The organism is Burkholderia sp. ABCPW 14, assembly GCF_001523835.1.
Classification (GTDB): Bacteria; Pseudomonadota; Gammaproteobacteria; order Burkholderiales; family Burkholderiaceae; genus Burkholderia; species Burkholderia mayonis.
On record NZ_LOVS01000113.1, the window covers coordinates 101878 to 115873 of the forward strand.

The following is a 13996-nucleotide window of genomic DNA, read 5'->3' on the forward strand; positions in this document are numbered from 1 at the left end:
CGTTTTCTTTTGTGCTGCCTTTTCATTGCGTCGAGTCATTCCGATCCATGCGCTACTGGCTGATGAAATCCGAACCGGACGAGGCGAGCATCGACGACCTCGCCGCCGCCTCCGACCAGATCCTGCCATGGACCGGCGTGCGCAACTATCAGGCGCGCAACTTCATGCGCGACACGATGCAGATCGGCGACGGCGTGCTGTTCTACCATTCGAGCTGTCCCGAGCCCGGCATCGCGGGGCTCGCGGAGGTGTGCTCGACGCCCTACCCCGATCCGACGCAGTTCGATCCGCAAAGTCCGTACCACGACCCGAAATCGACGCAGGAAACGCCGCGCTGGGTGCTCGTCGACGTGCGCTTCGTCAAGAAGGCGCCGCTCATTCCGCTCGCCGCATTGCGCGAACACGACGCGCTCGCCGACATGCGCGTGCTCGCGAAGGGCAACCGGCTGTCGATCACGCCCGTCACGCCGGATGAATGGCGCTTCATCACGAAGCGCCTGATGAAGTGACGCGGCGGCCACGTCAAACATCGTCAGACACGGCGCGCGAAGCCGCGCCGGCCGGAACCTCGGCCCGCTTTCGACGGCCTAACGGGCGCTCGACGGATGCAGTGCCGCGTCCGCCGGGCGTTTCGAAAGAAGCGCGGCGTCCGTCCGCGCCCCGCACGCCGCATGTTGCGTGCGCGCTTACGCTCAAGGAGTCAACAATGACGAAAAAATCCGCTCTAGCCGTTGCCGTCACGCTCGCGGCGGCGCTGCCGATCGCACTGGCGCTCGCGCCGTCCGCCGCACGCGCGCAAAGCATGGGCCAGATGCAGCCGCCTGCGGGCGTGCTGTCGCTGTCCGCGCAGGCAAGCACCGACGTCCCGCAGGACGTCGTCGACATCACGCTGTTCTACGAACAGCAGGCAAAAGACCCGGGCACCCTGACCGCCGAGCTCAACAAGCGCGCGGACGCGGCGCTCGCGCAGGCGCGCGGCGTCACGGGCGTCACGGCCCGCACGGGCGAATTCTCGGTGTCGCCGAGCGTCGACCGCGACGGCAAGATCTCCGCCTGGCGCGGCCGCACCGAGGTCGTGCTCGAATCGCACGACTTCGCGGCCGCATCGAAGCTCGCCGGCCAGTTGAATCCGATGATGCAGGTGGGCAACGTCGCGTTCTCGCTGTCGCCCGAAGCGCAGCGCGCGGCCGAGCAGAAGCTCACGACGGAAGCGATCAAGGCGTTTCGCGCACGCGCCGAGGAGGCGACGCGCGCGTTCGGCTACAACAGCTATTCGATCCGCGACGTGAACGTCGGCAGCGGTCGCAACGTGCAGCCGTATCCGCGGATGTTCGCGATGGCCGCGCCCGCGATGGACAGCGCGAAGGTCAGCGCGCCGATCGCCGTCGAGGGCGGCAAGACGACCGTGACCGTCAACGTGAACGGCTCGGTGCAGATGAAGTGACGGCGGCGGCGCGCCGCATGCGGTCGAAAAAAACGCCGGCTCGTCGCCGGCGTTTTTTTTGCGTATTGCACATGTCGCGGTTTGCGGCGCCATGTCGCAGGCCGCGCGCGGTGCCTTGCGCTTGCGATCATGTGCCGCACATTGCGTGCATGTGCGATCGCGCACCACGTGCCCCTGCGTCTTGCGTCGCAATCGGCATACGCACAACCCGCCTGCCCACGCACGCCCGGCGATCGCGCAACCGCGGCCGCCGGACGCGGCACTCAGGCCGGCTTGGCTGCGCCGCCGCGCCGATACGCCCAGATCATCATCAGCACGCCCGCGATGATCATCGGCAGCGACAGCCACTGCCCCATCGACAGACCGAACGTCAGCAGGCCGAGAAAATCGTCCGGCTCGCGTGCGAATTCGACCGTGAAGCGCGCGAGACCGTAGCCGATCAGGAAGAGCGCCGAGATCGCGCCCATCGGTCGCGGCTTGCGCGAGAAGAACCACAGCACGAAGAAGAGCGCGATGCCTTCGAGCGCGATTTCGTAAAGCTGCGACGGATGGCGCGGCAGCATCTGGTGCGACAGGAACACCTCGTTCAGATTCCACTTCGCCGCGAGATCCTGGTGCGCGGCGAGCCACGCGGCATCGTCGCGCGATGCGCCTGGGAACAGCATCGCCCACGGTGCGTCGGGGCTCGTCACGCGGCCCCACAGCTCGCCGTTGATGAAGTTGCCGAGACGCCCGGCCGCGAGCCCCGTCGGCACCATCGGCGCGACGAAGTCCGTCACTTCGAGCCAGTGCCGCTTGCGCTGCCACGCGAACAGCATCATCGCCAACGTGACACCGAGGAAGCCGCCGTGGAACGACATCCCGCCTTCCCATACCCTGAAGACGTCGAGCGGATGCGTGAAGTAATACCCGGCCTTGTAGAACAGCACGTAGCCGAGCCGGCCGCCCAGCACGACGCCGAGCACGCCGTAGAACATCATGTCGTCGATGTCCTTCGCGGTCCATCCCTGCGCGGCGACGTGCGGCAGCTTGAGACGCAGCCGGCCGACGACGATCGCGAGGATGAAGCCGATGAGATACATGAGCCCGTACCAGCGCACGGCGAGCGGGCCGAGGTGAATCGCGACGGGATCGAAATTCGGATGAGTGATCATGAGTTAGCGTTGAAGGTTCTGAATCGATGCGGCTCGCACGGCGACGACAACGACGACGCGCATGCCGCGACCGCGGTTCGACGGGCGCGCCGCGCGAACGTTCACGGCCGCGTCGCGCGCGTGCCCGAACCCGGCCGGTCGACCGCGTCGGGCGGCGTGCCGAGCGGCGAAGCACGCCGCGCATCGCCGCGCACGACGTCGATGAAGCCCGCGAGCACGGGGCTCACGTCGTCCGTGCGCCACACGAGGCCTGTCTCGACGACGGGCGCCGCGCCGGCGAGCGCGCGGTAGACGACACCCGTGCGCCGCAGGTTACGCAGCGATTGCGGCACGAGTGCGACGCCCATGCCCGCGGACACGAGGCTGACGATCGTCTGCATCTGGATCGCCTCCTGGCCGATGCGCGGTGCGACGCCCGCCGCGCCGTAGCAGCCCGTAATGATGTCATAAAAGCCGGGCGCCAAACGACGCGGGAAGACGACGAGCGGCAGCGACGCGATATCGGCGATCCGCACGGGCGTGTCGTCCGCCGCCTCGGCGGCGTCGGCCGGCATCGCGACGACGAGCGGCTCGCGCAGCACGGGCAGATACGACAGCGACGCCGCATGCCTCGGCGGCACGGGCGGAATCACGAGCCCGGCGTCGATGCGGCCCGCGACGAGCTCCTCGAGCTGCACGTCGCTCGTCGCCTCGGTCAGTTGCAGCCGCACGTGCGGATAGCGCGCGCCGAACTCGCGCAGCAACTGCGGCAAGAGCCCGTAATCGGCCGTCGAAACGAACGCGAGCGCGAGCGATCCCGCCTCGCCGCGCGCGAGGCTCTGCGCGAGCGGCGGCAGCGCGTCGGCGGCGGCGATCAGCCGCCGCACGTCGGGCAACAGCGCCGCGCCGACCGCGGTCAGCTCGACCGAGCGCTTCGTGCGCGCGAACAGCGCGACGCCGAGCGCGTCCTCGAGCGCGCGGATCGCCTGCGACAGCGGCGGCTGCGTCATCGACAGGCGCTCGGCGGCGCGGCCGAAGTGCCGCTCGTCGGCGACGGCCACGAAATAGCGCCATTGACGTAGATCGGGGGTCAAATCACGCTCCTCACTCGCTTCGACACGCGGATTAATATGTATAGCGACCTAATGGATGATGAATAATATATTGGACATTCCCTAAGAGAAACTGCATTCTTGCCCACCTGAGCCGGACTGCGCCGATGCAGCGCGCCGCGCCGCCCCACAGTCAACCAGTCGATAGATGGAGTCCCCCATGTCGTACAACCGCCGCTCGAAGAACATCACGCAAGGCGTGGCCCGTTCGCCGAACCGCTCGATGTATTACGCGCTCGGCTATCAAAAGGACGATTTCGACAAGCCGATGATCGGCATCGCGAATGGCCACTCGACGATCACGCCGTGCAACGCCGGCCTGCAGCGCCTGTCGGACGCCGCGGTCGCGGCCGTGAAGGCGGCCGGCGCGAACCCGCAGATCTTCGGCACGCCGACGATCTCGGACGGCATGTCGATGGGCACCGAAGGGATGAAGTATTCGCTCGTGTCGCGCGAAGTGATCGCCGACTGTATCGAGACCTGCGTGCAGGGCCAGTGGATGGACGGCGTCGTCGTCGTGGGCGGCTGCGACAAGAACATGCCGGGCGGCATGATCGCGCTCGCGCGGATCAACGTGCCGGGCATCTACGTGTACGGCGGCACGATCCGCCCGGGCCACTGGAAGGGCAAGGACCTGACGATCGTGTCGTCGTTCGAGGCGGTCGGCGAGTTCACCGCGGGACGCATGTCGCAGGAAGATTTCGAAGGGGTCGAAAAGAACGCGTGCCCGACGACGGGCTCGTGCGGCGGGATGTACACCGCGAACACGATGAGCTCGTCGTTCGAGGCGCTCGGCATGTCGCTGCTGTATTCGTCGACGATGGCGAATCCCGATCAGGAAAAGGTCGACTCGGCCGCCGAATCGGCGCGCGTGCTCGTCGAAGCGGTGAAGAAGGACCTGAAGCCGCGCGACATCATCACGAAGAAGTCGATCGAGAACGCGGTGTCGGTGATCATGGCGACGGGCGGCTCGACGAACGCGGTGCTGCACTATCTCGCGATCGCGCACGCGGCCGAGATCGACTGGTCGATCGAAGACTTCGAACGCATCCGCAAGCGCGTGCCGGTGATCTGCGACCTGAAGCCGTCGGGCCAGTATGTCGCGACCGATCTGCACGCGGCGGGCGGCATTCCGCAAGTGATGAAGATCCTGCTCGACGCGGGCCTGCTGCACGGCGATTGCGTGACGATCACGGGCCGCACGATGGCCGAAGAGCTGAAGGACGTGCCGAGCGTGCCGCGCGCCGACCAGAAGGTGATCTACCCGATCGCCGACGCGCTGTACAAGGAAGGCCACCTCGCGATCCTGAAGGGCAACCTCGCCGAAGACGGCGCGGTGGCAAAGATCACCGGCCTGAAGAACCCGGTCATCACCGGCCCGGCCCGCGTGTTCGACGACGAGCAGAGCGCGCTGCAGGCGATCCTCGACGACAAGATCGGCGCGGGCGACGTCGTCGTGCTGCGCTACCTCGGCCCGCAAGGCGGCCCGGGGATGCCGGAAATGCTCGCGCCGACATCGGCGATCATCGGCAAGGGCCTCGGCGAATCGGTCGGCCTCATCACCGACGGCCGCTTCTCGGGCGGCACGTGGGGGATGGTGGTCGGCCACGTCGCGCCGGAAGCGTTCGCCGGCGGCACGATCGCGCTCGTTCAGGAAGGCGACTCGATCACGATCGACGCGCACAAGCTGCTGCTGCAATTGAACGTCGACGACGCCGAGCTGGCGCGCCGCCGCGCCGCGTGGAAGCAGCCGACGCCGCGTTACACGCGCGGCGTGCTCGCGAAGTATGCGGCGCTCGCCCGCCCGGCGAACAAGGGCGCGGTGACGGGCTGACGCGCGTACGCACGCCGGACCGGGGTCCGGCGCGTGCGCCCGGCGCGCGATGCACCTCGCATCGCGAAGCCGTGGCGGCGCAACGGCGCGACGGCGACGCGACAAAAAGCAACAAGACGACGAAGGGGGCGCGACATACTCGCGCCCCCTTTCCTCTTATAATGCGCGCACCGCCAAGCCGGACGCTGTTCCGGCGGAGACCAGCATGAACAGAACGACCTTGCGCCTGATGGCAATCGCGCTCGTTGCTGCGGCCGCACATGCGCATGCCCAGCAGGCCGATGGGCTCACGCTCGCGCAACACAAGAACTGCATGGCATGCCATGCAATCGACAAGACTTTGATGGGACCGTCGTTCCACGCGATCGCCGACAAATATGCAGCGCGCGGCGACGCCGCCGGCTATCTCGCGCAGACGATCGTCAAGGGCAGCGTCGGCGTGTGGGGCAACGTGCCGATGCCCGCGAACACGCAACTGACGAGCGCCGAAGCCGGCACGCTCGCGCATTGGGTCCTGTCGCTCAAGTAAGCCGAATCGAGAGGCGCCGCCGATGGCGCCCGTGACACGGTTGCGCGCAACGACTCCGGTTGCACGGCTCAGGCCTCGCACCGCCGCGTGACGCGCGGCGGGAAAGCCGGGTCGGCCCGCCCATCGTCCTTCAAGCGATGTCGCCCGATCCGGGCTCGTTGCGGCGGGCAAGCGCCGCGCCGACTTCCTCCGTCACCCAACCGGCGACCTCGGTCTCGAGCGCAAGCGCCACTTCGCGCGCGATCTGGCCGACAAGCCAGCCCGCATGGTCCTGCAGCGCATCGCGGCAACGCGCCTCGATGAGGCCGCGCCCTTCCACCGTCAGATAGTGGGTCATTCGGCTCTTCAGCCGCTCGGCGATCTGCTGCGCTTCGAGGCTCGCGACGAACGACGGCCTGGCGTCCGCCGCATCGGGCGTCGACGACGGCAGCGCAGCGGGCGGCGCAAGATCCGGCGCGGGGTGCGCGGCGGGCAGCTCGTCCGCGTACGTCGCGGGTGCGGCATACGCGGTCGGCAGTTCGGGCACGAACGGCTCCGGCGTCGACACGAACGGCGGCTCGGCATGCGTCGGCGTGCTCGCCGCTTCCGATGACGGCAACGGTGCGACGGGCGCCGCGCCGCCGACCTTCGCGCTCGCGGCACCGGCCGACACGCCCGCCTGCGCGTGCTCGGCGACGGGCTGCCGCGCGAGCGCCGGATTGCCGGGCACGAGCACGTCGGTCAGCACGGGAATCGACAATTCGTTGGCTTCGACCACGTTGTCCTCCGTCCGCTCGGGCTAGCCGCCCTGCTTGTGGTTGTTGAGCGCGTAGCCTCGGTCGCGGTAGAACCGGTACCGGTCGCGCCCGGCCGCGAGCTCGTCGGGCGCGTTGCCGACCAATTCGAGCAGGCGATCGAAACGCGCGAACTGCGTCGGCACATCCGCGCCCAGGTTCAGCAGGATCTGGTAATGCGGCGCGCGCTCGAGGTCCGCGGTCAGCACGATCGGCGTATTCGCCGCGTGTGCGTTGTCGATCGCGCAATGCGGAATGAAATCGAGCGGCGAGAACGTCCACAGACGCTCGTCGAGCGCGCGCAGCCGCGCGGGCTCCGCGCACACGACGACGGGCTGCCCCGCCTGATACGCCTTGCGCAGCAGCCGGCACGCGTACGCGAGCGAATCGCCGACGTTCGTATGGAAATCGATCCGCGTCATCGCTCGCCGCGCCCCGCCGTGCCGGTCGTCGAACGCTGCGCCATCACGCGCCGGCGCGGTCGATCAGGAACTGCGCGAGGAGCGGCACGGGGCGGCCCGTCGCACCCTTCGCCGCGCCGCTCTTCCACGCGGTGCCCGCGATGTCGAGGTGCGCCCACGGATAACCGTCCGCGAAACGCGACAGGAAGCACGCGGCCGTCACGCTGCCTGCCGGGCGGCCGCCGATGTTCGCGAGATCCGCGAAGTTCGACTTCAATTGATCCTGATACTCGTCGTCGAGCGGCAGGCGCCACGCCGGATCGCCCGCCTCGCGCGACGCGTCGAGCAGCTCGCCCGCGAGCGCGTCGTCCTTCGAGAAGAGGCCGGTGTTGTGGTGGCCGAGCGCAATGATGCACGCGCCCGTCAGCGTCGCGACGTCGATCACCGCGGCGGGCTTGAAGCGCTCCGCGTACGTGAGCGCGTCGCACAGGATGAGGCGCCCTTCCGCGTCGGTATTGAGCACCTCGATCGTCAGGCCCTTCATGCTCGTGACGATGTCGCCCGGCTTGTTCGCGTTGCCGGCCGGCATGTTCTCGCAGGTCGGCACGATCGCGACGACGTTGATCTTCAGGCCCATTTCGGCGACCGCGCGGATCGTGCCGAGCACCGAGCCCGCGCCGCACATGTCGTACTTCATCTCGTCCATGCCCTCGCCCGGCTTCAGCGAAATGCCGCCCGAGTCGAACGTGATGCCCTTGCCGACGAGCACGACGGGCGCCGCCTTCGCGGCCGCGCCCTGATACTGCAGCACAATGAATTGCGGCGGCTCGATCGAGCCCTTCGCGACCGACAGGAACGAGCCCATCTTGAGCGCCTGGACCTGCTTCATGCCCAGCACGTCGACCTTCAGGCCCCAGTCCTTCGCGAGCTTCTTCGCGGTGCTCGCGAGGTAGGCCGGCGTGCAGACGTTGCCCGGCAGGTTGCCGAGGTCACGCGTCAGGTCCATCCCGTTCGCGAGCGCGACGGCCCGCTTCGCGGCGACCTTCGCCGCCTTGCCGTCGGCCGGATCGACGCTGAACACGATACGCTTGAGCGCCTGCGCGCTCGCGTCCGGCTTGCTCTTCATCTGCGAGAACTTGTACGTCTCATTGCGCAGCGCGAGAATCGCCGAGCGCACGCCCCAGTCGGACGCGCGCTCGGGCACGGGCAACTGCGCGAGCGTGAACGTGACCTGGACCACCTTCGTGCCGAGCAGCGCGCGCCACGCGGCCTTGACGGCGTCGTTGTAGGCTTTCTGGCTGAAAGCATCCTGCTTGCCCAGGCCGACGAGCAGCACGCGCGACGCGCCGATGCCCGAAACCTCGTGCAAGAACAAGGTTTTGCCGAGCTTGCCGTCCACGTCGCCCGCCTTGATGACGCGCGAGACGAGGCCCTTCGTCGCTTCGTCGATGTCGAGCGCCGCGCCGGACAAGGTTTGCGCCTCGAACACGCCGAGTACGATGCAGTCGGATTTCCCCGTCAGGAAGCCGTTCGCCGTGCCTTTGCTCCAATCACAGCCTTTTATGCTAAAGTCCATCGCGCTTGTCCTCGGATAAAATCTGGGCTAAGGATGAAAGCCGCAATTATCCGCTATTTTTCCCGTGCGGCGTGAGCGCCCCCCACTCGTGCGCTGTTTCCCGCCCTCTTCGCATCAATAATGATCTTCGAACGCTCCCTCCAGCGCGAGCTTGCGTACACCGCCGGCGCCGTTTTCATGGTGCTGCTCACGATCATGCTGACGTCGATGATGATCCGCATCGTCGGCTACGCCGCGTCCGGCGAGGTGAACCCGAAGGACGTGCTGGTCCTGATCGGCCTCACCGTGATCGGCTATCTCGCGATGATCCTCGTCGGCACGCTGTTCGTGTCGATCCTGTTCGTGCTCACGCGCTGGTACAAGGATTCCGAAATGGTCGTCTGGCTCGCGTCCGGCGTGAGCCTCACGCGGCTCATCAAGCCGATCGGCGTGTTCGCGACGCCGATCGTGCTCCTGATCGCCTTCTTCGCCTTCGTCGGCTGGCCGTGGTCGAACCAGCAGAGCAAGCTCATCAAGGCGCGCTTCCAGCAGCGCGACGAGGTGTCCTTGCTCGCGCCCGGCCAGTTCCGCGAGTCCGCCGCGAACAACCGCGTGTTCTTCATCGAGAAGATGTCGCCCGACCAGGCCAAGGTGCAGAACGTGTTCGTCACGACGACCGAGCACGGCAAGGTGAACGTCGTCGTGTCGCAGACGGGCCATACCGAGACGATGAAGAACGGCGACCGCTTCATCGTGCTCGAGAACGGCCGCCGCTACGACGGCGTGCCGGGCCAGCCGAACTTCAAGATCATGGAGTTCGAGCGCTACGGCGTGAAGATCCAGAGCAAGCAGATCGTCAGCCAGCCGACGACGACGGGCACGTCGACGATCGACCTGCTGCGCAATCCGACCAACCAGAATCTCGCCGAATTCGCGTGGCGCGCCGGGCTGCCGCTCATCGCGATCAACCTGATGATCCTCGCGATCCCGCTCGCGTATCAGAACCCGCGCCGCGGCCGGACCGTGAACCTCGTGATGGCCGTGCTGATCTACCTCACCTATTCGAACCTGCTGAACGTCGTCCAATCGCAAATGGAACGGGGCAAGCTCCCGTTCGGCATCGGGCTCATCGGGCTGCACGTCGTCGTCGCCGGAGTCGTCGCGTTCCTGTTCTGGCTGCGCGTGCGCAACAGGCCGTTGTTCTCGCGCGCCGCGTTCGGCCGCTCGCAGGGGGTCTGACTGATGCGCCTCTACGAGAAGTACTTCGCGCGGCAGATCTACATCACGTTCGTCTTCGTGTTGTTCGCGTTCTCCGGACTGTTCTTCTTCTTCGACCTGATCAGCGAGCTGAACTCGGTCGGCCACGGCAACTACAAGTTCGGCTACGCGGTGCTGCGCGTCGCGCTGCAGGCGCCGTCGCGCTTCTACGAAATCATCCCGGTCGCGGCGCTGATCAGCTCGATCTACGTGTTCGCGCAGATGGCCGCGAACTCCGAGTTCACGATCTTCCGCGTGTCCGGCCTCGCGACGAACCAGGCGCTGCGCTCGCTCATCAAGATCGGCGTGCCGATCGTCATCGCGACCTACCTGATCGGCGAATTCATCGGCCCGTACTCGGACCAGTTGTCCGAGCGCGTGCGGCTCGAGGCGCTCGGCTCGTCGGTGTCGACGAACTTCGCATCGGGCGTCTGGGTGAAGGACACGCTGACCGCGCGCGACAACGGCGAGCCCGTCACGCGCTTCGTCAACGTCGGCCAGCTATCGCCCGATTCGACGATCAGCGACGTGCGGATCTACGAGTTCGATTCGAAGTTCAATCTGCAGAACGTGCGGATCGCGAAGCGCGGCCGCTATCAGCCGCCCGGCCACTGGCTGCTGACGGACGTCACCGACACGCAGCTCACGAACCTGTCGGGCGCGGGCAGCCGGCCGGCCGACGCGCTGAACCCCGTCTACCGCGCGCAGCAGGTTACGCTGCCGCAGTATTCGCTGCGCTCGGACCTGACGCCGCAGATCCTGTCGGTGCTGCTCGTGTCGCCCGAGCGGATGTCGCTCTTCAACCTGTTCCGCTACATCCAGCATCTGAAGGAAAATCAGCAGGACACGCAGCGCTACGACATCGCGCTGTGGCGCAAGCTGCTGTATCCGTTCGCGGTGTTCGTGATGCTCGTGCTGTCGCTGCCGTTCGCGTATCTGCATACGCGCGCGGGCGTCGTCGGCGTGAAGGTGTTCGGCGGGATCATGCTCGGGATGAGCTTCCAGCTCTTCAACACGCTGTTCTCGCATATCGGCACGCTGAACACGTGGCCCGCGCCGCTGACGGCCGCGCTGCCCGGCTGCATCTATCTGGCGCTCGGCCTCTTCGCGCTGAAGTGGGTCGACCGGCACTGAACGCGTGCGCGCGTCATTGGAGGGCGCGATGAACAAACACGGAATCGTCCTTTTCGGCCACGGCGCGCGCGACGCGCGCTGGGCCGAGCCGTTCGAGCGCCTCGCGGCGAAGCTGCGCGCGGCGCGCGGCGCCGATGCGCCCGTCGTGCTCGCGTTCCTCGAATTGATGGAGCCGTCGCTGATCGGCGCGACGGCCGGGCTCGCCGCGCAGGGCTGCGGCACGATCACCGTGGTACCGGTGTTCTTCGGCCAGGGCGGCCACATTCGCCGCGATCTGCCGCAGTTGATCGACGCGTGCCGCGCCGCGCATCCGGCCATCGACATCCGCTGCGTGACGGCCGTCGGCGAAGACGGCGCGGTGCTCGACGCAATCGTCGCGTACTGCCTGCAGCAAAGCGCTGATCCCGCGCGTTGACCGCGCCCCGCTTCCGATTGCGGCCGCCGACGCCGCAGTGACACAAAAAAACGCCGGCTCGTCGCCGGCGTTTCGTTTGGGCCTGCTGTTTCTCGTCGATTCAGCGTGGCGGCGCAAGCCGCTTTCAGGCCGCGTTGCGCATCCCGTCCTTGCTCTCGTCCTTGTTCTCGTCCGATTCGTCGCCCGCGCGCCGCACACGCTCCGCGAACGCGTCGCCAATCATCAGAAGACTCGGCTGTGCCGGATCGAGCCACGCTTGCGCCGCGCCCGCCGCCATATCGGCGAGCGTGAGCGTCAGCGTGCGCTCGCGCGGCGTGCTGCATGCCTCGACGATCGCGACGGGCGTCGCGCCCGCGCGGCCCGCGTCGATCAGCTGCTGCGCGATCCCGGGCGCGCTGTCGCGGCCCATGTAGTAGACGAGCGAATCCGCGTTCACCTGCTCGCGGATTTCGTCGCTGCCGGGCGCGCGGCTCTTCGTCGCAAACGCGACACTGCGCGCGACGCCGCGCAGCGTCAGCGAGCGCTTGAGCGTCGCGGCGCTCGCGAGCGCCGCGGTGATGCCCGGCACGACCTCGTAGTCGACGCCCGCCGCTTCGAGCGCGCGCATCTCCTCGTCCGCGCGGCCGAACAGCATCGGATCGCCGCCCTTCAGCCGCACGACGACCGCGTGCTCGCGTGCCGCGTCGACGATCTGCTTGTTGATGAAGTGCTGCGCGGTCGAGCGCTGCCCGCAGCGCTTGCCGACCGCGATCTTCCGCGCGCGCGGCGCGTAATCGAGCATCGCCGGCTCGACGAGCGCGTCGTGCAGCACGACATCGGCCTCGCCGAGCAGACGCGCGCCGCGCACCGTGATGAGGTCCGCCGCACCCGGTCCGGCGCCGATCAGATACACCTTACCCATTTGCATCGATCCCCTTCGTGCACGTGTGCCGGCCGGCGCCGCCGATGCGGCGCGCGACGTCACGCGGAAAACGCACGAATCATACCCGCTGCGACCGTATGATGGGTCGCCTCGTCGATCAGCACGAACGCACCCGTGCCCGGATGCGCGTCGTACGTGTCGCAGACGATCGGCTTTTGCAGCGTCAGCGCGACGCGGCCGATGTCGTTCATCTTCAGATCGTGGCGGTCGGTCGCGTGCGACAGCGTGTGCACGTCGAGCACCTGCTTGACCGCGCCGATCTTCGTGAACACCGTGCTCGTCGTCTGCTTCAGCAAATACTTGCGTTGCGACGACAGCGGCGTCTCGTCGAACCAGCAGAGATCCGCCTCGAGCTTCTTCGCCGGCTCGACGGGCGCCGCGCGCGGCACGAACGTATCGCCGCGCGACACGTCGACGTCTTCCGCGAGTCGGATCGTCACCGTCTGGCCCGCGAACGCGTGCTCGACCGACGCCGTACCGCCCGGCACCGGCGCGACGATCTCGGCGACCGTCGCGTCGCGATTCGACGGCAGCACGACGATCTCGTCGCCGACCTTCACCTCGCCCGCTTCGATGCGGCCCATGTAGCCGCGGAAATCGTCGGCCGAGCTGCCGTCCTGGCGCGCGACCCATTGCACCGGGAAGCGCAGCGCGTCGCCCGCCTGCGTCTCGACGGGCAGCGCCTCGAGAACGTTCAGGAGCGGCTCGTCCGCGTACCACGGCATCCGCTCGCTCGCCGCGACGATGTTGTCGCCCTTCAGCGCCGACACCGGCACGAAGCGCACGTCGGTCAAGCCGAGCTGCTGCGCGAGCTTCACGTACGCATCGCGAATCTCGTTGAAGCGCGTCTCGCTGTAGTCGACGAGATCCATCTTGTTGATCGCGACGATCACGTGCTGCAGGTCGAGCAGCTTGACGATCGCGCTGTGGCGCTTCGTCTGCGGCAGCAGTTGCGCGGCGCCGTCGTCGAACGTCACGCGCGTCGCATCGATGAGGATGATCGCCGCGTGCGCGGTCGACGCGCCCGTCACCATGTTGCGCGTGTACTGCTCGTGGCCCGGCGTGTCGGCGATGATGAACTTGCGCTTCGCGGTCGCGAAGTAGCGGTACGCGACGTCGATCGTGATGCCCTGCTCGCGCTCGGCCTCGAGGCCGTCCGTCAGCAGCGCGAGATCGAGCTCGTCGCCGACCGTACGCTTGTTCTTCGCGCGCGACAGCGCCGACAGCTGGTCGGACAGCACCGCCTTGCTGTCATAGAGCAGGCGGCCGATCAGCGTGCTCTTGCCGTCGTCGACGCTGCCCGCCGTGATGAAGCGCAGCACGCCGAGGTCTTCGTTGTTGTCGATGATGCTCATGATGTGGATGTCCTCGCGTGCGTCAGAAATAGCCCTGCTTCTTGCGCTGCTCCATCGCGGCTTCGGACGCCTGATCGTCCATCCGCGTCGCGCCGCGCTCGGTGATCTCGGTCACCGCCGTCTCCGCGATGA

14 protein-coding genes and 1 pseudogene are annotated in these 13996 nt (G+C 67.5%); 7 read left to right on the forward strand and 8 right to left on the reverse strand.

Annotated elements, in window-relative coordinates; translation table 11 throughout:
- Positions 1 to 47: 47 nt before the first annotated feature.
- Entirely contained in the window at positions 48 to 509 is a 462-nt protein-coding gene (locus WS62_RS18015) for an EVE domain-containing protein (RefSeq protein ID WP_066573383.1), read from the forward strand.
- A gap of 197 nt (positions 510 to 706) precedes the next feature.
- Positions 707 to 1444 carry an SIMPL domain-containing protein gene (locus WS62_RS18020; protein ID WP_066573385.1) on the forward strand — a complete coding sequence of 246 codons (738 nt, stop codon included), beginning with the start codon at positions 707 to 709 and terminating at the stop codon, positions 1442 to 1444.
- A gap of 263 nt (positions 1445 to 1707) precedes the next feature.
- Here the strand turns inward: WS62_RS18020 and lgt are convergent, their stop codons facing one another.
- Together lgt and WS62_RS18030 are read right to left on the reverse strand one after the other, a co-directional pair.
- Entirely contained in the window at positions 1708 to 2598 is an 891-nt protein-coding gene (gene lgt, locus WS62_RS18025) for a prolipoprotein diacylglyceryl transferase (RefSeq protein WP_066573387.1), read from the reverse strand.
- 101 nt (positions 2599 to 2699) lie between these two features.
- A complete protein-coding gene (locus WS62_RS18030; RefSeq protein WP_066573389.1) occupies positions 2700 to 3671 on the reverse strand; it encodes a LysR substrate-binding domain-containing protein in 972 nt (323 codons plus the stop codon).
- 178 nt (positions 3672 to 3849) lie between these two features.
- Here WS62_RS18030 and ilvD point away from each other — a divergent pair, with 178 nt between their 5' ends.
- Positions 3850 to 5523, forward strand: a complete 1674-nt coding sequence (gene ilvD, locus WS62_RS18035) for a dihydroxy-acid dehydratase (protein WP_066573391.1) — start codon at positions 3850 to 3852, stop codon at positions 5521 to 5523.
- A gap of 205 nt (positions 5524 to 5728) precedes the next feature.
- Entirely contained in the window at positions 5729 to 6052 is a 324-nt protein-coding gene (locus WS62_RS18040) for a c-type cytochrome (protein WP_066573393.1), read from the forward strand.
- A 130-nt stretch (positions 6053 to 6182) separates the two neighbouring features.
- On the opposite strand, the gene WS62_RS18045 is transcribed toward WS62_RS18040, so the two are convergent.
- Genes WS62_RS18045 through WS62_RS18055 form a run of 3 tightly spaced genes read right to left on the reverse strand, consistent with a single transcriptional unit; the run spans position 6183 to position 8802 of the window.
- The gene (locus WS62_RS18045; RefSeq protein ID WP_066573396.1) at positions 6183 to 6809 is read right to left on the reverse strand and encodes a DUF2486 family protein; all 627 of its coding nucleotides are present in this window, start codon (positions 6807 to 6809) and stop codon (positions 6183 to 6185) included.
- A 21-nt stretch (positions 6810 to 6830) separates the two neighbouring features.
- Complete coding sequence (locus tag WS62_RS18050) at positions 6831 to 7247, reverse strand: DNA polymerase III subunit chi (RefSeq protein ID WP_066573398.1); 417 nt, start codon at positions 7245 to 7247, stop codon at positions 6831 to 6833.
- A gap of 43 nt (positions 7248 to 7290) precedes the next feature.
- Positions 7291 to 8802, reverse strand: coding sequence for a leucyl aminopeptidase (locus WS62_RS18055; protein WP_066573401.1), 1512 nt, complete (start codon positions 8800 to 8802; stop codon positions 7291 to 7293).
- Between the two features lie 120 nt (positions 8803 to 8922).
- Here WS62_RS18055 and lptF point away from each other — a divergent pair, with 120 nt between their 5' ends.
- The 3 genes from lptF to WS62_RS18070 are packed head-to-tail and all read left to right on the forward strand — an operon-like array spanning position 8923 to position 11587.
- Entirely contained in the window at positions 8923 to 10020 is a 1098-nt protein-coding gene (lptF, locus tag WS62_RS18060) for an LPS export ABC transporter permease LptF (protein WP_066573403.1), read from the forward strand.
- Between the two features lie 3 nt (positions 10021 to 10023).
- Positions 10024 to 11172 (forward strand): LPS export ABC transporter permease LptG, encoded by a 1149-nt coding sequence (gene lptG, locus WS62_RS18065; RefSeq protein ID WP_066494085.1) that lies wholly within the window; start codon positions 10024 to 10026, stop codon positions 11170 to 11172.
- 28 nt (positions 11173 to 11200) lie between these two features.
- Positions 11201 to 11587, forward strand: coding sequence for a sirohydrochlorin chelatase (locus WS62_RS18070; protein ID WP_066573430.1), 387 nt, complete (start codon positions 11201 to 11203; stop codon positions 11585 to 11587).
- A 124-nt stretch (positions 11588 to 11711) separates the two neighbouring features.
- Here the strand turns inward: WS62_RS18070 and cobA are convergent, their stop codons facing one another.
- The 3 genes and pseudogenes from cobA to WS62_RS34055 form a co-directional block, all read right to left on the reverse strand.
- Positions 11712 to 12488, reverse strand: a complete 777-nt coding sequence (cobA, locus tag WS62_RS18075; RefSeq protein ID WP_066573405.1) for a uroporphyrinogen-III C-methyltransferase — start codon at positions 12486 to 12488, stop codon at positions 11712 to 11714.
- 59 nt (positions 12489 to 12547) lie between these two features.
- Positions 12548 to 13864, reverse strand: coding sequence for a sulfate adenylyltransferase subunit 1 (locus WS62_RS18080; protein WP_066573407.1), 1317 nt, complete (start codon positions 13862 to 13864; stop codon positions 12548 to 12550).
- 22 nt (positions 13865 to 13886) lie between these two features.
- Positions 13887 to 13996: pseudogene (locus WS62_RS34055) on the reverse strand (sulfate adenylyltransferase subunit CysD); the annotation flags it as partial.